19 protein-coding genes, 1 pseudogene and 1 riboswitch are annotated in these 21,097 nt (G+C 66.5%); of the genes and pseudogenes, 15 read left to right on the top strand and 5 right to left on the bottom strand.

All coding sequences use genetic code 11. The features are described from left to right. Positions 1-64 precede the first annotated feature (64 nt). Positions 65-386: riboswitch (cobalamin riboswitch) on the top strand. A 102-nt stretch (positions 387-488) separates the two neighbouring features. The 4 genes from cobW to GSQ95_RS24495 all read left to right on the top strand — a co-directional run bounded on the left by cobW (position 489) and on the right by GSQ95_RS24495 (position 7,007). Then, complete coding sequence (cobW, locus tag GSQ95_RS24510; protein WP_158893935.1) at positions 489-1,541, top strand: cobalamin biosynthesis protein CobW; 1,053 nt, start codon at positions 489-491, stop codon at positions 1,539-1,541. Positions 1,542-1,547: 6 nt separating this feature from the next. Further along, a complete protein-coding gene (gene cobN / locus GSQ95_RS24505; RefSeq protein WP_158973960.1) occupies positions 1,548-5,297 on the top strand; it encodes a cobaltochelatase subunit CobN in 3,750 nt (1,249 codons plus the stop codon). Position 5,298: 1 nt separating this feature from the next. Beyond that, complete coding sequence (locus GSQ95_RS24500; RefSeq protein ID WP_158973958.1) at positions 5,299-6,342, top strand: ATP-binding protein; 1,044 nt, start codon at positions 5,299-5,301, stop codon at positions 6,340-6,342. A 110-nt stretch (positions 6,343-6,452) separates the two neighbouring features. Then, positions 6,453-7,007: a VWA domain-containing protein gene (locus tag GSQ95_RS24495; RefSeq protein ID WP_158896642.1), complete on the top strand. Its 555-nt coding sequence runs from the start codon at positions 6,453-6,455 to the stop codon at positions 7,005-7,007. A gap of 129 nt (positions 7,008-7,136) precedes the next feature. Here GSQ95_RS24495 and GSQ95_RS24490 read toward each other — a convergent pair whose 3' ends face one another. The 4 genes from GSQ95_RS24490 to GSQ95_RS24475 form a co-directional block, all read right to left on the bottom strand. Then, the gene (locus tag GSQ95_RS24490) at positions 7,137-8,057 is read right to left on the bottom strand and encodes a metal ABC transporter substrate-binding protein (RefSeq protein ID WP_158896643.1); all 921 of its coding nucleotides are present in this window, start codon (positions 8,055-8,057) and stop codon (positions 7,137-7,139) included. 11 nt (positions 8,058-8,068) lie between these two features. After that, on the bottom strand, positions 8,069-8,938 hold the full coding sequence (locus tag GSQ95_RS24485; RefSeq protein WP_158896644.1) for a metal ABC transporter permease: 870 nt from the start codon (positions 8,936-8,938) through the stop codon (positions 8,069-8,071). Further along, complete coding sequence (gene aztA / locus GSQ95_RS24480; protein ID WP_158896645.1) at positions 8,935-9,669, bottom strand: zinc ABC transporter ATP-binding protein AztA; 735 nt, start codon at positions 9,667-9,669, stop codon at positions 8,935-8,937. Before aztA ends, GSQ95_RS24485 begins: the two co-directional genes overlap by 4 nt. A 267-nt stretch (positions 9,670-9,936) precedes the next feature. Beyond that, the gene (locus GSQ95_RS24475) at positions 9,937-11,034 is read right to left on the bottom strand and encodes a DNA topoisomerase IB (protein ID WP_158896646.1); all 1,098 of its coding nucleotides are present in this window, start codon (positions 11,032-11,034) and stop codon (positions 9,937-9,939) included. A 90-nt stretch (positions 11,035-11,124) separates the two neighbouring features. On the opposite strand from GSQ95_RS24475, the gene GSQ95_RS24470 reads away from it, so the two are divergent. From GSQ95_RS24470 to GSQ95_RS24440, 8 genes and pseudogenes are all read left to right on the top strand, one after another. Continuing rightward, on the top strand, positions 11,125-11,382 hold the full coding sequence (locus tag GSQ95_RS24470) for a DUF3253 domain-containing protein (RefSeq protein ID WP_158896647.1): 258 nt from the start codon (positions 11,125-11,127) through the stop codon (positions 11,380-11,382). Positions 11,383-11,456: 74 nt separating this feature from the next. After that, positions 11,457-11,765: a PepSY domain-containing protein gene (locus GSQ95_RS24465; protein WP_158896648.1), complete on the top strand. Its 309-nt coding sequence runs from the start codon at positions 11,457-11,459 to the stop codon at positions 11,763-11,765. A 20-nt stretch (positions 11,766-11,785) separates the two neighbouring features. Next, positions 11,786-12,061 carry a PepSY domain-containing protein gene (locus tag GSQ95_RS24460; RefSeq protein WP_133860636.1) on the top strand — a complete coding sequence of 92 codons (276 nt, stop codon included), beginning with the start codon at positions 11,786-11,788 and terminating at the stop codon, positions 12,059-12,061. Continuing rightward, on the top strand, positions 12,062-12,727 hold the full coding sequence (locus GSQ95_RS24455; protein ID WP_158896649.1) for a response regulator transcription factor: 666 nt from the start codon (positions 12,062-12,064) through the stop codon (positions 12,725-12,727). Then, entirely contained in the window at positions 12,724-14,061 is a 1,338-nt protein-coding gene (locus GSQ95_RS24450) for a sensor histidine kinase (protein ID WP_158896650.1), read from the top strand. Before GSQ95_RS24455 ends, GSQ95_RS24450 begins: the two co-directional genes overlap by 4 nt. A 67-nt stretch (positions 14,062-14,128) precedes the next feature. Next, positions 14,129-14,947 (top strand): annotated as a pseudogene (locus tag GSQ95_RS27340) (cache domain-containing protein); the annotation flags it as partial. Positions 14,948-15,049: 102 nt separating this feature from the next. Then, positions 15,050-15,805: a methyl-accepting chemotaxis protein gene (locus GSQ95_RS27335; RefSeq protein ID WP_372240115.1), complete on the top strand. Its 756-nt coding sequence runs from the start codon at positions 15,050-15,052 to the stop codon at positions 15,803-15,805. 123 nt (positions 15,806-15,928) lie between these two features. After that, a complete protein-coding gene (locus tag GSQ95_RS24440) occupies positions 15,929-16,978 on the top strand; it encodes an AI-2E family transporter (protein WP_017640512.1) in 1,050 nt (349 codons plus the stop codon). Positions 16,979-17,014: 36 nt separating this feature from the next. Here the strand turns inward: GSQ95_RS24440 and GSQ95_RS24435 are convergent, their stop codons facing one another. After that, complete coding sequence (locus GSQ95_RS24435) at positions 17,015-17,884, bottom strand: MurR/RpiR family transcriptional regulator (protein WP_133860632.1); 870 nt, start codon at positions 17,882-17,884, stop codon at positions 17,015-17,017. 164 nt (positions 17,885-18,048) lie between these two features. Here GSQ95_RS24435 and zwf point away from each other — a divergent pair, with 164 nt between their 5' ends. Genes zwf through GSQ95_RS24420 form a run of 3 tightly spaced genes read left to right on the top strand, consistent with a single transcriptional unit; the run spans position 18,049 to position 20,874 of the window. Further along, positions 18,049-19,518: a glucose-6-phosphate dehydrogenase gene (gene zwf, locus GSQ95_RS24430; RefSeq protein WP_158896652.1), complete on the top strand. Its 1,470-nt coding sequence runs from the start codon at positions 18,049-18,051 to the stop codon at positions 19,516-19,518. Then, a complete protein-coding gene (pgl, locus tag GSQ95_RS24425) occupies positions 19,505-20,215 on the top strand; it encodes a 6-phosphogluconolactonase (RefSeq protein ID WP_158896653.1) in 711 nt (236 codons plus the stop codon). The genes zwf and pgl overlap by 14 nt, the downstream gene beginning before the upstream one ends. A 20-nt stretch (positions 20,216-20,235) precedes the next feature. Further along, positions 20,236-20,874, top strand: coding sequence for a bifunctional 4-hydroxy-2-oxoglutarate aldolase/2-dehydro-3-deoxy-phosphogluconate aldolase (locus GSQ95_RS24420; protein WP_178118481.1), 639 nt, complete (start codon positions 20,236-20,238; stop codon positions 20,872-20,874). Positions 20,875-21,097 lie beyond the last annotated feature (223 nt).

Below are 21,097 nucleotides of genomic sequence, written 5' to 3'. Positions count from 1 at the left end.
GGAATGCTCATTTACCATTCGTAAACTCCGCTTCCTCAGGCCTTTTCGCCTTGTCGGTCTCCAGCTCGCGAGATTATGAACAGGCTCTATGCAAGAGCTTGAAAGGGAACGCGGTGCGATACCGCGGCTGCCCCCGCAACTGTAAGCGGCATTTTTAGCCTCTCCACTAGAGCCTGTTCATAATTTGCTGCGCGTCGGCCAAACTGCGTTGAAGATGCTTTCGGAATGCTCATTTACCATTCGTAAACTCCGCTTCCTCAAGCATCTTCGCCTTGTTTGACTCTAGCTCGCGAAATTATGAACAGGCTCTAAGGCCACTGCTCACGCGGGAAGGCCGGAGCCGGGCGCCGCGAGCCAGGAGACCTGCCTCGTCACGTTTCGAACACGCAACCGGGCGGGGTGATCCGGGCTGCCACCAGGGCCTCGCCGTCACGCGGGCGCCCGGCATGCCTGCCCGTCTTTTTCCGCTTTTTCTCTAAGGGCAGCCCATGAAAACCCTGGCCAAGACTCCCGTCACCATCGTTACCGGCTTCCTCGGTTCCGGCAAGACCACCCTGCTGCGGCACATGCTCGACCACGCCGAAGGCCGGCGCATCGCGGTGATCGTCAACGAATTCGGCGAACTGGGCATCGACGGCGAGATCCTTCGCCAGTGCAGCATCGGCTGTAGCGAGGAAGAGGCCCAGGGCCGCGTCTTCGAATTGGCCAATGGCTGCCTGTGCTGCACCGTGCAGGAAGAATTCTTTCCAGTGATGAAGGAGCTGGTGGCGCGGCGGGGCGACATCGACCACATCCTCATCGAGACCAGCGGCCTGGCCCTACCCAAGCCCCTGGTTCAGGCCTTCCAGTGGCCGGAGATCCGCACCGCCTGCACCGTGGATGCGGTGATCACCGTGGTCGACAGCCCGGCGGTGGCGGCCGGCACCTTTGCCGCCCATCCGGAGCAGGTGGATGCCCAGCGTCGGCAGGACCCCAACCTCGACCATGAATCGCCGCTGCACGAGTTGTTCGAAGATCAGCTCGCCAGTGCCGATCTGGTGATCCTCAACAAGGCCGACGGCCTGGACGCCGAGGCCCTGGCCCGGGTGCGTGCCGAGGTGAGCGAAGAGCTGCCGCCGGCGGTCAAGGTGGTGGAAGCCAGTCGTGGCGTCTTGCCCCTCTCGGTGCTGCTGGGCCTGCAGGCTGAGTCCGAGGCCCATATCGACAGCCGTCCGACCCACCATGACCTCGAAGGTCATGAAGACCATGACCACGACGAATTCGATTCCTTTGGCGTCGAGTTGCCCGAGGTGGCGGAAGCGACCCTGCTGGCGGCCCTGACCGAGGTGGTCAAGCGTCATGGCGTCCTGCGGGTGAAGGGCTTCGCCGCCATCGCCGGCAAGCCGCTGCGGCTGCTGGTGCAGGGCGTGGGCACTCGCTTCGACAAGCATTTCGACCGTGCCTGGAAGACCGGCGAGACCCGCAGCACCCAGCTGGTGCTGATCGGTCAGGAGCTGGACCAGGCGGCCATCACCGCGCAGTTGCGCGCCGCGGTGGCCTGACCCCGGATGCATCTGCTGCGTACCCAGCCGGGCGGTTTCGTCCCGGACGACGGCATCGCTCACCTGGCACAGACGCCGGGCGAGATCGTCGTGCTCTGCAGTGGCGATTCACATCTGGCGCTGCTGGCCGAGGCGACCCGCAGCCTGGACGACGGCTATCCAAGTCTGCGGCTGGCCAATCCCATGCAGCTGCAGAACCACGCCTCGGTGGATCTCTATGTCGAGGAGGTGCTGAGCCAGGCGCGGGTGGTGTTCATCTCCCTGCATGGCGGCCAGGGTTACTGGCGCTATGGCATGGAGCGGCTGGCCGAGCTGGCCGCGCGGGGGCTGACCCTGATCGCGGTGCCCGGTTGCGACCGACCCGACCCGGAACTGATGGCCCTGGGTACGGTGGCGCCCGAGCTGGCCGAACGGCTGTGGCGCTATCTGCGCCAGGGCGGCCTGGGCAATGCCCGGGATTTCCTGCATTGCCTGGCCAGCGAGTGCCTGGATGCCCAGTACAGCTACCAGCCGCCGCAGGAATTGCCGCGGGTGGCTGTCTATCACCCTGACGCCCTGGGCCTGGATGGCTGGCGTCAGCGCTGGCGACCGGACTGGCCCACCGCGGCGCTGCTGTTCTATCGCACCCACCTGCAGTCGGCCAACACCGCTTTCGTCGATGTCTTCTGCCAGCAGCTGGAAGCCCAGGGGCTGAATCCGCTGCCCATCGCCGTGGCCAGTCTCAAGGAGTCGGCCTGCCTGGAAGAGGTGGAACGGCTGCTGGACGAGACCGCTACGGCGCTGATCCTCAATACCACAGGTTTTGCCCAGTCCAGTCCGGAACGGCCGACTCTGACGCCGTTCCGCCGGCCGGTGCCGGTCCTCCAGGCCATCTGCGCCCAGGACAATCGCGAGCGCTGGCAAGAGAACCCCCAGGGGCTGGGCGCCCGCGACCTGGCCATGCACATCGCCCTGCCGGAGCTGGACGGGCGCATCATCACCCGGCCAATCAGTTTCAAGGGCCTGGCCTGGCGCTGCGAGCGTAGCCAGAGCGACGTGGTCAACTACCAGGCCGATGGCGAGCGCATGGCCTTCGTCGCGCGGCTGGCGCGCAGCTGGATCGAACTGGCGCGGCGTCCCGCAGCGGACAAGCGCATCGCCCTGATCCTGGCCAACTATCCGACCCGAGATGGGCGCATCGGCAATGGCGTCGGCCTGGATACCCCGGCGGCGGCGCTCAAGGTGCTGCAGGCGCTGCAGACGGCCGGCTACCCGGTGGCCAATCTGCCTGAAAGCGGTACCGCCCTGATCGAGCGGCTGCTCGGTGGGGTGACCAACGACAGCGCCCTGCGCGATCTGCGCCCGGCCCTGCAGAGTCTGGCGCTGCAGGACTACCAGTTGCTATTCGCCCAGTTGCCCCTCAGCCTGCAGCAGGCGGTGACCGAGCGCTGGGGCGGGCCCGAGGCCGATCCCATGCACCGGCGGGGGCGACTCATGGTGGCCGGGGTGCGCTTCGGCCCGACCTTCGTCGGCATCCAGCCGGCGCGCGGCTACGACGTCGATCCGGCGGCGGTCTATCACGATCCTGCGCTGGTGCCGCCGCATGGCTACCTGGCCTTCTATTTCTGGCTGCGCGAGGCCTATGGCGCCCAGGCGGTGGTGCATCTGGGGAAGCATGGCAATCTGGAATGGTTGCCGGGCAAGGGCGTCGGGCTGTCGGCGGAGTGTTGGCCGGACGCCATCCTCGGACCGCTGCCCAACGTCTATCCCTTCATCGTCAACGATCCGGGCGAGGGCGCCCAGGCCAAGCGGCGCACCCAGGCGGTGATCATCGACCACCTGATGCCGCCGCTCACCCGCGCGGAGAGCTACGGGCCGCTGCGGGACCTGGAGCGCCTGGCCGACGAATACTACGACGCCAGCCTGCTGGACCTGCGACGCGCCACCGAGTTGCGCGGCGAGATCCTGCAGCTGGTCCGCGAAACCGCCCTGGATCGCGAGCTGGGGCTGGTGATCACCGACGATCCGGACAGCTGGCTACCGCAGCTGGACGCCTACCTGTGTGACCTCAAGGAGTCCCAGATCCGCGACGGCCTGCATGTGTTCGGTGAATCCCCGACCGGCCAGTTGCGTCGCGACACCCTGGTGGCCCTGCTGCGCATTCCCCGGGGCGATGCCCAGGGCGCCAATGCAAGCCTGCTGCGAGTGCTGGCCAAGGACCTGCAGCTGGGGTTCGATCCCCTGGCCGCCGACCTCGGCGAGTCCTGGCAGGGGCCGCGTCCGGCGTGCCTGGAGGGGCTGTCGAGCGAACCCTGGCGCACCCTGGGCGATACCCGCGAGCGGCTGGAGCTCCTGGCCCTGGCCCTGGTGGCCGCGACCGTCGATGCCGAGCCCCTGCCGTTGCCGCTGGACGAATTGCCTGCCACCCGGCTGGTGCTGGAGCATCTGGTCGGCCAGGTTGCGCCGGCCCTGGACGGCTGCGGTCCCGCTGAAATCGGCGGCCTGCTGAGGGCACTGGAGGGGCGTTTCGTCCCCGCCGGACCCAGCGGCGCGCCCAGTCGCGGGCGGCTGGACGTGCTGCCCACCGGGCGCAACTTCTTTTCCGTGGACGTGCGCAACCTGCCGAGCATGACCGCCTGGCGGCTCGGTTGGCAGTCGGCCAACCTGCTGTTGGAGCGCCATCTGCAGGAGGAGGGCGATCATCTGCGCCAGCTGGGTCTCTCGGTCTGGGGCACGGCGACCATGAGGACCGGCGGCGACGATATCGCCCAGGCGATGGCCCTGCTGGGTGTGCGCCCGGTATGGCAGACCGGCAGTGCCCGGGTCGAGGACTTCGAGATCCTGCCGCTGTCGCTGCTGGATCGACCGCGGGTGGATGTCACCCTGCGCATCTCCGGCTTCTTTCGCGATGCCTTCGGCGGGCTGGTCAGGCTGTTCGATGCCGCCGTCCAGGCGGTCGCCGCGCTGGACGAGCCGGACGACCTCAACCCCCTGGCCGCCCAGGTGCGCCGCGAGCGCACTGCCCTGGAAGCGGCCGGTACCGAGGCCGATCTGGCGCGCCGTCAGGCCGGCTGGCGCATCTTCGGCGCCCAGCCCGGTGCCTACGGCGCCGGCGTCCAGGGCGCGGTGGAAGAGCGCCAGTGGCAGGATCGCAGCGAACTGGCCACTGCCTATCTCAACTGGGGCGGCTATGCCTATGGCGCCGAGGATGACGGCACCGCCGCCCGTGACGACTTCTCGCGCCGCCTGGGTCGCCTGCAAGCCGTACTGCAGAACCAGGACAACCGCGAGCACGACCTGCTCGATTCCAACGACTACTACCAGTTCCAGGGCGGCATGCTGGCCGCAGCCGAGACCCTGAGCGGGCAGCGTCGCGCCAGCTATTTTGGGGATCACGCCCAGGCCGACCTGCCGAAGATTCGTACCCTCAAGGAAGAGCTGGGCCGGGTGGTGCGCTCCCGGGCGGCCAATCCCAAGTGGATCGCCGGCATGAAGCGCCACGGCTACAAGGGCGCCTTCGAGATGGCCGCCACCGTGGACTATCTGTTCGGCTTCGGCGCCACCACCGAGCTGGTGGAGGATCATCAGTACCGGCAACTGGCCGATGCCTATCTGCTCGACGCCGATACCCGTGACTTCGTCGAGCGCCACAATCCCGAGGCCCTGCGCGACATGACCGAGCGCCTACTGGAGGCCCAGCAACGCGGCCTCTGGCAGGCGCCAGGCGACTACCGTGAAGCCCTCGAACAGCTGCTGATGGATATGGATGAAGCCTGAGATGACCGCCCCCGTCTTTCCCCTCGCCGCCGTCGTCGGCGCAGACAGCCTCAAGCTGGCGCTGTGCCTGAATGCCATCGATCCCCGTATCGGCGGCGTGCTGATCGAAGGTCCCCGGGGCATGGCCAAGTCGACCCTGGCCCGGGGGCTCGCTGATCTGCTCGGGGGCGGTTCCTTCGTGACCTTGCCGCTGGGTGCCAGTGAGGAGCGCATCGTCGGCACCCTGGATCTGGATGCGGCCCTCGGCGAGGGGCGGGCCCGCTTCGCGCCAGGCGTGCTGGCGGCGGCCGACGGCGGCGTACTTTATGTCGACGAGGTCAATCTGCTGCCGGATCACCTGGTGGATCTGCTGCTGGACGTGGCGGCCAGTGGGGTCAACCGGGTGGAGCGCGACGGCATTTCCCACGAGCACGCCGCGCGCTTTCTGCTGGTCGGCACCATGAATCCGGAGGAGGGCGAGTTGCGTCCGCAGCTGCTGGATCGCTTTGGCTTCGCCCTGGCGCTGGACAACCGGCCGGCACCCCGGGAGCGGGCCGAGATCCTGCGTCGCCGCCTGGCCTTCGACAGCGATCCGCCAGCCTTCAATGCCCAGTGGGAGCCGGCGCAGGCGGAACTGCGGCAGCGCTGCGCCGCGGCCCGGGCGCGGCTGGCGGACATCCCGCTGGACGATGCCGCGCTGGAAGCCATCACCGCAGGCTGCCACCAGGCCGGGGTCGATGGCCTGCGCGCCGATCTGGTCTGGTTGCGCGCGGCTCGCGCCCATGCCGCCTGGCGCGGCGCGCGGGCGATCGAACACGCCGATATCGCCGCCGTGGCCGAATTCGCCCTGCGCCACCGGCGTCGTGAGTTGGCGGACACTCCGGCAGTAATACCACCCCTGAAAGATAATTCAGCTGCTGATACTCCGGAGCAGGGGCCTGGCAATCAACAGCGACAGGGTGATGCCGAGCCTACGGAAGGTGAGGGCGATAGCTGGGGCGCCCTGGCGCCGGAGCCCATCGCGACGGGCCCCAGACGCCGCTTGGGCGCGGCAAAAAAGCCCTAGGCGTCCGATCACCTCATGCCCCGGATCGCGATGCCCGAAGCGGGACGGGCAAGGCCCTGGGCGGGCGTCAGGGCGCCCGTTCGCCGGGCACGGCAGGCCCCATCGCCTGGGTGCCGACGCTGCTCCGGGGGCGTCCGCGTCGCGCTGACGATCTCTTGCGGCAACCGCGCCGGCAGCGCCCGGCGCAGCTCTGGTTGGTGATCGTCGATCACTCCGCGTCCACTCGCCGCCACGGCGCCCTGGCCCAGGCCAAGGGCCTGCTGGCCGACTGGTTCGAGCAGGCCTATCGCCAGCGGGTCAGGGTCGCGGTTCTGCAGACGGCGGGGGAGCGACCGGAATGGTCGTTCCAGGGTCAGCGCAGCGGTCAGGCATTGCGGGCCTGGCTGGAGCAGTTGGGCGCGGGAGGCGGAACGCCCTTGCGGGCTGGCCTGGCGGAAGCTCAGCAATGGCTGCGAAGTCGTCGGCGGCAGCGCCATGGCGAGGAGAGCCAGCTGTTGCTGGTCACTGATGGACGCTTGCGCGACCTGGAAGCGCTGGCAGTGCCGGACTGTCCTGTCCAGGTGCTGGATATCGAACTGGGACCGCTGCGCCTGGGACGCGCCGAGGAGCTCGCCCGGCGCCTGGGCGCGGAATACCGGCATCTGGAAGAGGTACCGGTGGTCTAGCCACCCAGCCTTTCTGGGGTAGGTTGGGTTGAGACGGCTCCACCGTCGAAGCCCAACGTGAAGGTGCTGGACCCTCACGCTGTTGGGCTTCGCTGCGCTCAGCGCCAACCTACCAGCAGACCTTTAACCTCAATGCCCGCCCTTCATCGCCTTGACTAGGGTATCCACGTTGTAGCGGAACATGGCGGCATAGGTGGGCGCCGGGCCGTCCGCCGGCGACAGGGCCTCGACATACAGCTCGCCGCCCGGCTGGGCGCCGCTGGCCTTGGCGATCTGCTGCACCAGGCGCGGATCGTTGGAGTTTTCGAAGAAGTAGGTGGCGACATGCTCCTGCTTGATCTGGCGGATCAGCTTGGCGACGTCCTGGGCGGAGGCCTCGGCCTCGGTCGACAGACCCAGCGGCGAGATGAAGGTCACGCCATAGGCGTCGGCGAAGTAGCCGAAGGCATCGTGGGAGGTCAGCACCTTGCGCTTGGCCTGGGGGACCTGGCCGATCTGCTCGCGGGCATAGCGATCCAGGGCTTCCAGTTCGGCGATGTAGCGATCGCCGTTGGCCTTGAAGGTGGCGGCGTCCGCCGGATCCACCGCGGACAGCGCCTTCACCACGTTGCGGGTGTAGACGACCACGTTGAGCGGGTTGTTCCACACATGGGGATCGATACCGCCATGGTCGTGATCGTGGTCGGCGTGGCCGTGTTCATCCTCGTCTTCCGCCAGCTCGCGGGTCTTGATCCCCTCACTGAGCACCACCGGCGGGCGCGCCTGGCCGGAGGCCTTGATCAGGCGATCCATCCAGCCTTCCAGGTGCAGGCCGCTCATGAACACCACATCGGCCTGTTTCAGCGCCTGGGCATCGGTGGGCGTCGGTTCGTAGGCATGGGGATCGCCATTGGGACCGACCAGGGAGGAAACCTGCACGTGATCGCCACCGACCTGTTTGACCACGTCGGCGATCACGGTAAAGGTGGCGATCGCCTTGACCGGTGCGGCCTGGGCCTGGCCGGCAGCGGCGAGCAGCAGGGCAGCGCCCAGGGAGAACAGGGATTTCATGGTGACTCCTTTCAGTGGGTGAGGTGGGGGCGTGGGCGCAGCCGCCGGTAGAGACCCAGGCGACCGAACAGCAGAGAGAGGAGATAGCAGCCGCCCGCGGTCAGGACGATGGCCGGACCCGAGGCACAGCCCAGGTGGTAGGACAGCACCAGGCCGACCAGGCCGCTGAGGCTGGCAATCAGGCTGGCCACCGCCATCAGTCCGGGAAGGCTGTTGGCCCAGAAGCGCGCCGCGGTGGCTGGCAGCATCATCAGGCCTACCGCCATCAGCGTACCCAGCGCCTGGAAGCCGGCCACCAGGTTGAGCACCACCAACAGCAGGAACAGCAGGTGATAGAGCGAGCCCCGCCCGCCCACCGCGCGCAGGAAGCCGGGATCGAAGCACTCCAGCGCCAGCGGCCGGTAGATCACCGCCAGCATCACCAGCGACAGGGTGGCGATGCCCGCGACCAGGTAGAGCGCCGTGGCGTCGATGGCCAGGATGGTGCCGAACAGCACATGCAGCAGATCCACACTGGAACCGTGCAGTGACACGATCAGCACCCCGGCGGCCAGGGAGATCAGGTAGAAGCTGGCGAAGCTGGCGTCCTCGCGCTGGCTGGTGAAGCGGCTGACCAGGCCGGCGAGACCGGCCACCAGGAGTCCGGCAAGCATCCCGCCTATGCCCATGGCCGGCAGCGACAGGCCGGCGACCATGAAGCCCAGGGCCGCACCTGGCAACACGGCATGACTCATGGCATCGCCCACCAGACTCATGCGCCTGAGCATCAGCAGGACGCCCACCGGACCGGCGCCCAGCGCCAGGGCCAGGCAGGCCACCAGGGCGCGACGCATGAAGCCGAATTCGACGAAGGGTTCGAAAACAAGTTGATAGAGGGTCATGCGCGCTCACAGACCGCCGCATTGGCGTCCCAGTGCTCGGCGAGATTGCGCGCGCGAGCCAGATGCTCGCTGACCAGCACCTGCTCGGTGGCGCCCCAGGCGATGGCTTCCCGGGCCAGCAGCAGGGTCTCGGGGAAGTGCTGGCGAACCTGCTCCAGGTCGTGCAGCACGGCGATCACCGTGCGGCCCTGGCCATGCCAGCGACGGACGATGGTCAGCAGGTCCGCGGTGGTGCGGGCATCGATGGCGGTGAAGGGCTCGTCCAGCAGCAGCACCGGCGCATCCTGCAACAGCAGCCGGGCGAACAGCACCCGCTGGAATTGTCCGGAGGACAGGGCGCCGACCAGGCGATCCTCGAGGCCTTCGAGGCCAACCGCCTGCAACGCCCGGGAGGCTTCCTCGCGATGGGCGGCGGTGACCCCGCGCCAGGCGCCCAAGCCGCGCCAGGCGCCCAGTACCACGGTCTCCAGCACGCTCAGGGGGAAGCTGCGGTCGATCTCCGCGGCTTGCGGCAGATAGCCCAGCCGGCGCTGAGGCACGGCCCGGTCCACCCGGCCACTGACCGGTCTCAGGGTGCCGGCAATGGCCTTGAGCAGGGTGGACTTGCCCGCCCCATTGGGGCCGACGATGGCGGTCAGACTGCCGGTCCGGAAGCGACCACTGAGATGATGGATGGCCGGATGCCGCTGATAGGCCAGGGTCAGATCCTGGAGTTCGATGGCGGCGCTCATGGCAGGGCGACCGCCCAGAGCACGGCCAGCCAGAGCGCGACCAATGGGATGGCGGCGAGCGACAGCCGAACGGGCACGGAAAGGAGGAGAAGGGACGAGCGAGGGGATGCCATGACGGAGCCTTGAATGACGTGCAAAAGTTATAACATAACAAGTGCTGCAGCGTCATCAGGCTGTCTTTGGCGAATCATGTTAGGCGAGCAGGGCTGATATCTGTCGCAGAATGCTCCCCGCCCCGTGCAGGGGGCAGGGAAGCGTGCGACCCGGTCAGGCCGCCTGGGTCTCGGCCATCCGCTGTTCCAGCCGTTGCAGGAAGTTGAGCAGCAGCACCTCTTCCTCCTTGAGCCCCTTGCGCTTGCGCGGTTTGGGCAGGGTGCAGAGGTCGCCGGCGAGGAAGGCATCCAGTACGCCCGGATGGATATAGCACTTGCGGCAGACCGCCGGAGTGTTGCCCAGGGTGCGGGATACCGCCTTGACCATGTCCACCAGCTCCTTCTTGGCGTCGGTCTGGGTTTCACAGCGCAACTCGCGCAGGGCTTCCAGCGCCAGGGCACTGCCGGCCCAGGTACGGTAGTCCTTGGCGGTGAAATCGGCGCCCGTGAGTTCATGCAGGTAGGCGTTCACGTCGGACGAGGTCACGGTATGGCGATCGCCGTCCCCATCCACATACTGAAAGAGGTGCTGACCTGGCAGCTCGAGGCACTTCTTCACGGTACGCGCCAGCCGCGGATCGCTGACCTTGATATCGTGCTCCACCCCGCTCTTGCCGCGGAAGTGGAAGGCGATGGTGTTGCCATGCACCTCGGCATGCCGGTTGCGCAGGGTGGTGAGGCCATAGGACTTGTTGCTCTTGGCGTACTGGGCGTTGCCGACCCGGATCAGGGTCGCGTCGAGCAGGCTGATGACCGTGGCCATGACCTTTTCCCGACACAGGCCGCGCCGGGCGAGATCCTCTTCCACCCGCTGCCGCAACTTGGGCAGGGCCTGCCCGAACGCCAGCATCCGCTCGTACTTGTCGGTATCGCGGATCTCGCGCCAGCGCGGATGGTAGCGGTACTGCTTGCGGCCGCGGGCGTCGCGTCCGGTGGCCTGCAGATGGCCATTGGCGTCCGGGCAGATCCAAACATCGGTATAGGCCGGCGGGATGGCCAGCTTGTTGATGCGCTCGACTTCCGCCTGATCGCGGATGCGTTCGCCGTCGGGGGTGAAGTACGCCCATTTGCCGCGCAGCTTGCGTCGGCTCAGGCCCGCCTGGCAATCATCGACATAGTTGAGGTCGGGCGGTAAGGGTGTGCAGAGGGCGGTACCGGTGTCGTCACGCTCATCGGCGGGGATGGGCAGGTCGGTCTGGGCAAGGCGTTGCATTACTTTCGAGACTTTCGAGCGAGAGGTCATGACTGCACCGACAATTTCCTGGTCGAAATGGTGGACTCCTGTAGAAGGGACCCGGTTCTCATGACAGCGCTCAAGCCGACCGACGCACAATTGCGCGAAGCCTTGCTGGCCAAGGCACAGGCGCGCCGTCCAGGGACGACCTTCTGTCCGTCGGAGGTGGCGCGTGACCTGGCTGCGGACTGGCGGCCGCTGATGGAGCCCCTGCGCGCTATGGCGCGTGAACTGGCGCGCGAGGGTCGCCTGCAGGTGACGCAGAAGGGCGAAGCCCTGGATGCCGGAGCACCCTGGCGTGGCCCGATCCGCTTAAGCCTGGCTTAATCGGCGTTTAAGTTTCGATTAATGGCGGATCGCTACTCTGGACCCAGATCAAACAGCAACCAGAGAGAATCACCATGAAAAAGCTTACCGCCCTCGCGACTGCCGCCCTCCTGCTTACCGGTATGGGCGTCGCCCAGGCCCGGGATCTCGGCCCCGACGAAGCCCTCAAGCTGCGTGACAGCGGCAAGATCAAGAGCTTCGAGGTGCTCAACCAGGCCGCCATCGCCAAGCATCCGGGCTCGACGACCCACGAGACTGAACTGGAAGAAGAGTACGGCCGCTACATCTACCAACTGGAACTGCGTGACCCCAAAGGTGTGAAATGGGATCTGGAACTCGACGCCACCACTGGCGAAGTCCTGAAAGACCAGCGCGACGACTGACCGTCGGGCTCGCCGGGCTGGTGCTGCTCGGCAGCCTCTCGCCCCTGATCCAGGCCCGTGACCTGGATCAGGACGAGGCGCTCAAGCTGCGCAAGGAAGGCGTGATCCGACCGCTGGAAAGCCTGCTGCAGCGAGTCAACGAACGCTATCCCCAGGCGCGGCTGCTGGAAGCCGAACTGGAAGAGGAGGACGGCCAGTATCGCTACGAGATCGAGATCCTCGTCGGCGATGTTGTCCGCGAACTGGAAATCGGCGCAATGGATGGCGCCATCATGAAGGATGAGGTTGACGACTAGATGCGCCTGTTGCTGGTGGAAGACGATGTGGCCCTGGCCGACGAGATCACGGCGTTCCTCACGCGGCAGGGTTACGCCATCGACTGGCTGGCCGATGGCCGCGATGCCGCCTGGCAGGGCGCCCAGGAACCCTATGACCTCATCGTGCTCGACCTGGGTCTGCCCGGTCGGCCCGGGTTGGAGGTGCTTGGGGAGTGGCGGGCAAAGGCGCTGGCGACTCCGGTCCTGATCCTGACCGCTCGCGACAGCTGGGCGGAGCGCATCGACGGCCTCAAGGCCGGGGCCGACGACTACCTTACCAAACCCTTCCACCCCGAAGAACTGGGCCTGCGCATCGCCGCCTTGCTGCGGCGGGTGCGCGGCGTGGCCAACCAGCCGCTGCTGCAGGCTGCCGGACTCGCGCTCGACGAGGCGCGCCAGTGCGTGGTGCGTGGCAGTGAAACCATCGCCCTGAGTGCGGCGGAGTTTCGCCTGCTGCGCTGTTTCCTGCTGCATCCCGGGCAGATCCTGTCGAAGACGCGGCTCAACGACCATCTCTACGACGGCGAGAGCGAGCGCGACTCCAATGTCATCGAGGTCCACGTCAATCACTTGCGGCGCAAGCTGGGGCGTGAGGTCATCGAGACGCGGCGCGGCCAGGGCTATCGCCTGGGCGGTGTCGATTGAAGTCCATCCAGGCCCGGCTCAGGGTCGGGCTGGTGGCCATCCTGCTGGTGGCCGGTCTGGTGCTGGTGCTGGGGGGAGCCTGGCTGGTGGATCTTGCCTTGCGCCGTTATCTGGAAACCGGGCTGCGCGGCGAGACGGAGAACCTGCTCGCCGCCCTAGTGCGCGGTCCCCACGGCCTGCAACTGGATGAAGGCCGGCTGGGCAGTCTCTATACCCGCCCGCTGTCCGGCCGCTACTTTCTCATCGAGATCCCCGCCCTGGACATTCGCTGGCGCTCGCGCTCGCTGTGGGACGCCCAACTGCAAGTGCCACCCGGCACCGGCCTGAGCGAGAGCCTGGTGGACGGCCCCAGTGGCCAGCGACTGCTCGCCTATCGCGCCGATTACCAGCGCTACGGCCAGGCAGTGCAGGTAACGGTCGCCGACGATTACAACCCCCTGCTGGGCAACCTGACGCGCATCCTCGCGTTCGGTGGCTTGCTGGGGCTGGCGACCTTGCTGCTGGTCCTGCTGCTGCAACGGTTGATCGTGCGCCGGGCGCTGCGCCCGCTGGAGCAGGTGCGCGAGCAGATCGCCCAGCTGCATCAGGGACGCCGTTCGACGCTTGACGCCAGCGTGCCGGCCGAACTCGAACCGCTGGTGGGAGAAATGAATGCACTGCTGCGCCACACCGAAGACGGTCTCAAGCGCGCGCGGCATGGCATCGGCAATCTGGGTCATGCGCTCAAGACCCCGCTGGCGGTGCTGACCAGCCTGGCCGAGCGTCCCGAATTGCAGGCTTTGCCCGAACAGCGCGAGGTGTTGCGCGAACAACTGGGCCGTATCCGCCAGCGCCTGGAGCGGGAATTGCGCCGTGCGCGGCTGGCTGGCGAGGCCCTGCCGGGCGCGCAGCTGGACGGCGCCGAGCTTCGCGAGCTATGCACGCTGCTCAATCGGCTGCATGGCGAGCACCTGCAGTTCGAGTGTCGGCTGCCCGCGGGGCTACGGCTGCCCTGGGACCGGGAAGACCTGCTGGAACTGTTCGGCACCCTGCTGGACAACGCCGGCAAATGGGCGGATCAGCAGGTCCGGCTGGAGGTGGCGCAGGGTGCAGAGGGCTATCTGATCCAGGTCGAGGACGACGGGCCCGGTGTGCCGGAAGCCCAGCGCGAGACGATCCTTGATCGGGGTGCCCGGCTGGATGAAGCGGTCAGCGGTCACGGCCTGGGGCTGGGAATCGCCAAGGACATCGTCGACAGCTGCGGCGGAACCCTCGTTCTCGAGACCTCCGCGCTGGGTGGGCTGGCAGTGGTCATCCGGCTGCCGGCGCCAGCGCGCACCCCGTCACTCAGGTGACTCCCTGGTCAAGTAATCGGGCAGGGCGCCGATAACCGCACAAGCTCTTGCGACCAAGGAGAACCTCGTGAGCCTCAAATTCAAAGTCACCTTACTGGCCGTCCTGCCCGTCTGCCTGTTCACGCTGGTGCTGGGGGGACTGTCCTATTGGGTCTTGCACGAGCAGGCCGCCAGGGACGTCGCCGACGCTCGCGAGCGGCTGATGGTCCAGAGTCGCAACGCCCTGCAGAACACCGTGGAAGCGGCCATGACCGTGGTCAAGCCGCTGTACGACAAGGCCGCCGCGGGCGATACCGAGGCGCGCAAGGAGGCCATCCGCCTGCTGTCGGCCATCAGCTACGGCAAGGATGGCTATATCTTCGGCTACGATTCCAACGTGGTCCGCCTGTTCAAGGGCAACGACCCGGCCGGGATCGGCAAGAGCTTCAAGGACAATCGCGATCCCAGCGGCCTCTACCTCAACCAGGAACTGGTCCGGGTCGGCAAGGATGGCTCGCATTTCAGTCGCTACAGCTCTTCGCTGCCCGGCAACAAGGACGTGCTGGTGCCCAAGCTCGCCTACACCGACTACCTGCCCAAATGGGATCTGGTGATCGGCTCGGCGGTGAATCTGGATGGCGTGGAGGCCGAGGTCGCTGCCGTGGCCCAGCAGGTCGCCAAGCGCACCCAGGATCAGCTCTGGCTGATCTTCGGCGAGGCCGGCGTGCTGCTGGTGGTGATCGGCATCGCCGCGCAGCTGTTTGCCACCCGCACCCTCAGACCCCTGGCGCAGATCCGGGAGAATCTCGACGACATCGCGGCCGGGGAGGGCGATCTGACCCGCCGCCTGCCGGTCAACGGGCGCGACGAGATCGGTGAACTCGCCGCCGCCTTCAATCGCTTCGTCGATCGCATCCAGGGCACCATCGCCCAGGTCGTCGACATCACCCACCAGTTCACCGGTCTGCTCGACGACGTCGCCCAGCAGGCCCAGCGCACCGATCGCGACATGCAGCGTCAGCGCAGCGAAACCGACCAGGTGGCCACCGCCATCAACCAGATGTCCGCGGCGGCCCAGGAAGTGGCGAGCAGTGCCCTGCAGGCCTCCGAAGCCACCCGTCAGACCGAGGAGAAAGGTCGGCTGGCCCGCGAAACGGTTGCCACCAGCGTGGCGCGCATTCACGAACTGGTCGAGGAGGTACGCCAGAGCAGCGTGTCCCTGGATGGCCTCAAGCAGGACGTGGGCGCCATCGTCGGCGTGCTCGACGTGATTCGCGCCATTGCCGAGCAGACCAATCTGCTGGCGCTCAATGCCGCCATCGAAGCGGCCCGGGCGGGCGAGGCCGGTCGCGGTTTTGCCGTGGTCGCCGACGAGGTACGCGCCCTGGCCAGCCGGACCCAGCAGAGCACCCAGGAAATCCAGGGCATGATCGATCGCCTGCAACAGGCCACCGGCCGCGCGGTCGGGGCCATGGAACGCTCGGGCGGCATGGGCGAGGCCACTACGGCCCAGGCCGAGCAGGCCGGCACCGCCCTGGCCGCGATCAGCGAGCTGATCGCCACCATCAACGCCATGAACAGCCAGATCGCCAGTGCCGCCGAGGAGCAGACGGCGGTGGCCGAGGAGGTCAATCGCAGCGTCCACACCATCGCCAGTGCCGTCGACAGCATGGCCCAGGGCGCCCAGCAAGGCGCGCGCAACACCGCCGGCATGGTCGGCCTGGGTGAGCGCCTGGACGGCCTGGTACGTCAGTTTTGCGTATGATCCCGGGCGCGCCGGCCACGCCGGCGCGCCTCTTCGGGCCAAGTTGGGGGCGCTTGTGGGAACCCCACGGCTTCCGAGGCTCTAAGCAAGGCCTGTCATCCTTGTTTGGAATCGCGAAAGCCAATGAAAAGTGCTCGGCTGGAAAACAAGACGTTCCTGATCCTGCTGGTGGTGGTCTCGCTGGCCTTCGTCTGGATCCTCACGCCCTTCCTGGGGGCGGTGTTCTGGGGCGCCATCCTCGCCATCCTGTTCGCCCCGCTGCAGCGCTGGTTCGTCCGGCGCTTCAACAACAGACGCAACCTCGGGGCGCTCTGCACCCTGTTCGTGATCCTGCTCATCGTCATCCTGCCGGTGGTGTTCATCGCCATTTCCCTTGTGCAGGAAGGCTCGCTGCTGTACCAGCAGGTCAGCAGCGGTCAGCTCAACTTCGGCCAGTACTATCAGCAGATCTGGGGCGCCTTGCCGGGTTCGGTGCGTGGCGTGCTGGAGCGCTTCGGTGCCGGTGACCTGGATGGCATCCGCCAGAAGCTCTCCGAAGGCGCCATGCAGGGCAGCCAGTTCGTCGCTACCCAGGCCTTCAGCTTCGGTCAGGGGACCTTCCAGTTCCTGATCGGCTTCGGCGTGATGCTCTATCTGCTGTTCTTCCTGCTGCGCGATGGTTCACAGCTGGTGGCGCTGATCCGCAAGGCCATTCCGCTGAGCGACATGCACAAGCGCAGCCTGATGGCCAAGTTCACCGCCGTGGTGCGTGCCACGGTCAAGGGCAACATCATCGTCGCCGTGGTGCAGGGGGCCCTCGGCGGCTTCATCCTCGGCGTGCTGGGTGTCCAGGGCGCGGTGCTCTGGGGCACCCTGATGGCCTTCCTGTCGCTGCTGCCCGCGGTCGGCTCGGCGCTGATCTGGGTGCCGGTGGCCATCTACTTCCTGGCCACCGGTTCGGTGATCAAAGGGGTCATCCTGATCGTCTTCGCCGTGGTGGTGATCGGCCTAGTGGACAACCTGCTGCGCCCCATCCTGGTCGGCAAGGACACCAAGATGCCCGACTACGTGGTACTGATCTCCACCATTGGCGGCATGTCGCTGTTCGGCCTGAATGGCTTCGTGATCGGCCCGCTGATCGCCGCGCTGTTCATGTCGACCTGGGATCTGTTCAGCCATCGCGACGACATCTAGAGACGTAGGGGCTCCGGGGATACCGGAGCCCAAGGCTCAACCCTGGTCGGGCTCAGAGGGATAGCGGGTGGCGACCAGGCTTTCCTTGACCTTGCGCAGGTGCGGCTGGAAATCCACGCCGCGCTTGAGCGTGACCCCGGTGGCGAGGATGTCCAGCACGGTGAGCTGGATGATCCGCGAGGTCATGGGCATGTAGATGTCGGTGTCCTCCGGCAGCGGGATGTCCAGGCTGTGGGTGCAGACCTTGGCCAGCGGGGTGTTGCTGGCAGTAAGGCCGAGCACCGAGGCGCCGTTGTCGCGAGCCAGCTTGGCCACGTCCACCAGTTCGCGGGTGCGGCCGGTGTAGGAGATGATCACGAAGAGATCGCCGGTCCTGGCGATGGAGGCGAGCATCCGCTGCATCAGCACGTCCGAATGCGCCGACACCGCCATGTTGAAGCGGAAGAACTTGTGCTGGGCGTCCAGGGCCACGGGGGCCGAGGCGCCCAGGCCGAAGAAGTGGATCTGCCGCGCCTGGATCATCAGGTCCACCGCGCGATCCACCGTGCGGGCGTCCAGTCGCTGGCGGGCGCTGTCCAGCGAGGCGATGGTGCTGCTGAAGATCTTTTCCGCGTAGGCTTCGGATTCGTCGTTGGCTTCCACCGCCTGGCTGACATAGACCGCGCCGCTGGCGATGCTCTGCGCCAGCTGGATCTTCATCTCCGGATAGCCGCTCACGCCCAGGGAGCGGCAGAAGCGGTTGACGGTGGGCTCGCTGACCTGGGCCGCCTGGGCCAGGGCCGCGATGGTGTAGCGCGTGGCCTGCCGGGGATTCTGCAGGATGACCTCGGCGACCTTGCGTTCCGCGCGGTTGAGTTCGCCGATGCGGTTCTGGATGGTTTGCAGCAGGGTGCTGGCACGATCCATGAGAACTCCTAGTGGTTGTTGTGCCTCTATCCTAAGGCTATAAAAGGTATGGGCCGGGCTTACCCCTGCGCCGTATTTTTTAATATAAAGACTACGCGAATCGCCCCGGCTCCCCTATGATGGGGCTGGAATATCTCAAACTTTAAGTAAAAGAACGAATATTTATGGCTGGCGTCCGAGTTCTACCCTGTACCCTGGCAATCTTCGGCGCGTTGGGCGACCTGGCCCTGCGCAAACTTTTCCCTGCCCTGTATCAGCTGGATCGCGAAGGTCTGCTGCACGAGGATACCTGTATCATGGCGCTGGCGCGTGACCAGGGCGATGGGGTCAAGCAGCTGGAGCACATCGAGGAGCGCCTGCGCCACTATGTGCCCAAGGCCGATTGGGACGAAGCGGTATGGACCCGGATGCGCGGTCGCCTGGGCTATCGCGCCATCGATTTCCGCAATCGCGAAGACTATACGGGACTTGCCGAGGATGTGGGCGAGACCTCGCCGCTGATCGCCTATTTCGCCACCCCGGCACTGGTCTACAGCGCCATCTGCGAGAACCTGGCCGCCGTCGGCCTGTGCGAGCGCACCCGGGTGGTGATGGAAAAGCCCATCGGCTACGACCTGGAATCCTCCAAGGTGGTCAACGACGCCGTGGCGCGCTTCTTCCCGGAAGACCGCGTCTACCGCATCGACCATTACCTGGGCAAGGAGACCGTGCAGAATCTTATCGCCCTGAGATTCGCCAACAGCCTGTTCGAGACCCAGTGGAACCAGAACTACATTTCCCACGTGGAAATTACCGTGGCCGAGAAGGTCGGGATCGAGGGTCGCTGGGGCTATTTCGACCAGGCTGGCCAGCTGCGCGACATGGTGCAGAATCACCTGCTGCAGCTGCTCTGTCTGACCGCCATGGACCCGCCGGCGGATCTGTCGGCCGACAGCATCCGTGACGAGAAGGTCAAGGTCCTCAAGGCGCTGGAGCCCATTACCGCCGACCAGCTCGCCAGCCGTGTGGTCCTGGGTCAGTACACCTCCGGCTACAGCGACGGCAAGCCGGTGCCGGGTTATCTGGAAGAACCCAATTCCAACACCGAAAGCCGCACCGAGACCTTTGTCGCCATCCGCGCGGACATCCGCAACTGGCGCTGGTCGGGCGTGCCTTTCTATCTGCGTACCGGCAAGCGCATGCCACAGAAGCTGTCGCAGATCGTCATCCACTTCAAGGAACCACCGCACTACATCTTCGCCCCCGAGCAGCGCAGCCTGATCAGCAATCGCCTGATCATTCGCATCCAGCCGGACGAAGGCATTTCGCTGCAGGTGATGAGCAAGGACCAGGGCTTGCGCAAGGGCATGCAACTGCGCAGCGGTCCGCTGCAGCTCAATTTCTCCGAGACCTTCAAGCACCTGCGCACGCCGGATGCCTACGAACGACTGCTGCTGGAAGTCATGCAGGGCAATCAGTCGCTGTTCGTCCGCAAGGACGAGATTGAAGCGGCCTGGAAGTGGTGCGATCAGTTGATGGATGGCTGGTCGAAGATGGGCGACTCGCCCAAGTCCTATGCCGCCGGCAGCTGGGGTCCGCTGACCTCCATCGCACTGATCGCACGAGACGGGAGATCCTGGTATGGCGACGTCTGATCTGGGGCAGGGTGTGACCCTGCGCGAATTGCCCGACCGCGAGGCCCACGCCACGGCGCTGGCCGAGACCGTCACGGCGGCGCTGCGCGAGGCCCTGGCGGCCCGCGGCGAGGCGCTGCTGATCGTTTCCGGTGGCCGCAGTCCGGTGCCCTTCCTGGAGCGTCTGGCCCAGGCCGAGCTGGACTGGTCCAGGGTGCTGGTCACCCTGGCGGACGAGCGCTGGGTACCCGCTGACCATCCGGACAGCAATGCCGGTCTGTTGCGCCAGCATCTGTTCCAGGGACCCGCTGCCGCCGCAGGTTTCGTCGATCTCTATAGCCCGGCCGCTTCCACGGAAGAGGGCATGGCGCTGACCGAAGCCCGGCTGCGCGACACCCTGGGGACCCCAGATGTGCTGGTGCTGGGCATGGGTGACGACGCCCATACCGCCTCGCTGTTCCCCGGTAGTCCCGGCCTGGAAGAGGCCCTGGATCCGGCCAGCGAGCGCCTGAGCTTTCCCGGCGTGGCACCGTCCTCGCCCCGGACCCGCATCACCCTGAGCCGCGCCTACCTGAGTCGCGCGCGGCAGCAGATCCTCGCCATCCAGGGCGCGGGCAAGCGACAGGTGCTGGAAACCGCTCTGGCCGAGGGCGACGAGCTGGTCACTCCGATCAAGGCGTTCCTGCGCGAACCCCTGGTCGTCTATTGGTGCCCCTGACGAGGAGTTGAGTTTTGGACATGCAGAACAAGATCGCGACCCTAGATGCCCTGTGCGCCCGCGCGCGGATCCTGCCGGTGATCGTGATCAACGATCCCGCCGACGTGCTGCCCTTCGCCGACGCCATGGCCGCGGCGGGGCTCACCGCCCTGGAAATTACCCTGAGATCGGCCCATGGACTGGACGCGGTGCGCCTGCTGCGCCAGGAACGTCCCGAGCTGGATATTGGCGTGGGCACCGTGCTTGACGTGCGGATGTTCGACGCTGCGGTCGAGGCTGGCGCCCAGTTCATCGTCACTCCGGGCACCACCGAGGAAATTCTCCAGGCCGGGGTATCGGCGCCCATCCCGCTGCTGCCGGGCATCGCCACGCCTTCGGAGATCATGCAGGCCTACCGCCTGGGTTATCGCCGCTTCAAGCTGTTTCCCGCCAACGTCTATGGCGGCGTCGATGCGCTCAAGGCCTTTGCCGGGCCCTTCGCCGAACTCAAGTTCTGCCCCACCGGTGGCGTCAATCCGGGCAACGTGAAGAACTACTTCCAGCAGCCCAACCTGCTGTGCGTCGGCGGCAGCTGGATGTTGCCCGGCGACGTGGTGAAGGCCAAGGACTGGACGCGCGTCGAGCAGCTCTGCCGCGAAGCCCTGGCTACACTGGACTGACGCTACGGCCATCCGTCACCCGCCAGGCTAGTGCGGTGTCTCTGAAGTTAGCACAAGAATTGGCGGGTGATTTTTTTGACTTTGGCCAGGCGCCGGTACGAGTCATAGCAGGGCTATGGCGAGGAGTGGCAACGCCGCCAGAGCCGAAAAAGCGCCGCCAAGATTGTGCAGTCAACTTCTGAGACACCACACTCGCTAGGCTGGCGCGAGCAGGGGCGCTATC

The organism is Pseudomonas sp. BAV 4579 (genome assembly GCF_009765395.1).
GTDB classification, from domain to species: Bacteria; Pseudomonadota; Gammaproteobacteria; order Pseudomonadales; family Pseudomonadaceae; genus Chryseomonas; species Chryseomonas aestiva.
The sequence above is the reverse complement of the archived record's forward strand: the minus strand, read 5'-3'. Positions and strand labels throughout refer to the sequence as shown.

Coding starts and splice junctions, on each gene's coding strand:
- aztA (WP_158896645.1), bottom strand. CDS start 9,669: ATGAGCGCCGCCATCGAACTCCAGGATCTGACCCTGGCCTATCAGCGG.
- GSQ95_RS24420 (WP_178118481.1), top strand. CDS start 20,236: ATGCAGAACAAGATCGCGACCCTAGATGCCCTGTGCGCCCGCGCGCGG.
- cobW (WP_158893935.1), top strand. CDS start 489: ATGAAAACCCTGGCCAAGACTCCCGTCACCATCGTTACCGGCTTCCTC.
- zwf (WP_158896652.1), top strand. CDS start 18,049: ATGGCTGGCGTCCGAGTTCTACCCTGTACCCTGGCAATCTTCGGCGCG.
- GSQ95_RS24440 (WP_017640512.1), top strand. CDS start 15,929: ATGAAAAGTGCTCGGCTGGAAAACAAGACGTTCCTGATCCTGCTGGTG.
- GSQ95_RS24500 (WP_158973958.1), top strand. CDS start 5,299: ATGACCGCCCCCGTCTTTCCCCTCGCCGCCGTCGTCGGCGCAGACAGC.
- GSQ95_RS27335 (WP_372240115.1), top strand. CDS start 15,050: ATGCAGCGTCAGCGCAGCGAAACCGACCAGGTGGCCACCGCCATCAAC.
- GSQ95_RS24465 (WP_158896648.1), top strand. CDS start 11,457: ATGAAAAAGCTTACCGCCCTCGCGACTGCCGCCCTCCTGCTTACCGGT.
- GSQ95_RS24485 (WP_158896644.1), bottom strand. CDS start 8,938: ATGACCCTCTATCAACTTGTTTTCGAACCCTTCGTCGAATTCGGCTTC.
- GSQ95_RS24435 (WP_133860632.1), bottom strand. CDS start 17,884: ATGGATCGTGCCAGCACCCTGCTGCAAACCATCCAGAACCGCATCGGC.
- GSQ95_RS24455 (WP_158896649.1), top strand. CDS start 12,062: ATGCGCCTGTTGCTGGTGGAAGACGATGTGGCCCTGGCCGACGAGATC.
- GSQ95_RS24490 (WP_158896643.1), bottom strand. CDS start 8,057: ATGAAATCCCTGTTCTCCCTGGGCGCTGCCCTGCTGCTCGCCGCTGCC.
- pgl (WP_158896653.1), top strand. CDS start 19,505: ATGGCGACGTCTGATCTGGGGCAGGGTGTGACCCTGCGCGAATTGCCC.
- GSQ95_RS24470 (WP_158896647.1), top strand. CDS start 11,125: ATGACAGCGCTCAAGCCGACCGACGCACAATTGCGCGAAGCCTTGCTG.
- GSQ95_RS24475 (WP_158896646.1), bottom strand. CDS start 11,034: ATGCAACGCCTTGCCCAGACCGACCTGCCCATCCCCGCCGATGAGCGT.
- cobN (WP_158973960.1), top strand. CDS start 1,548: ATGCATCTGCTGCGTACCCAGCCGGGCGGTTTCGTCCCGGACGACGGC.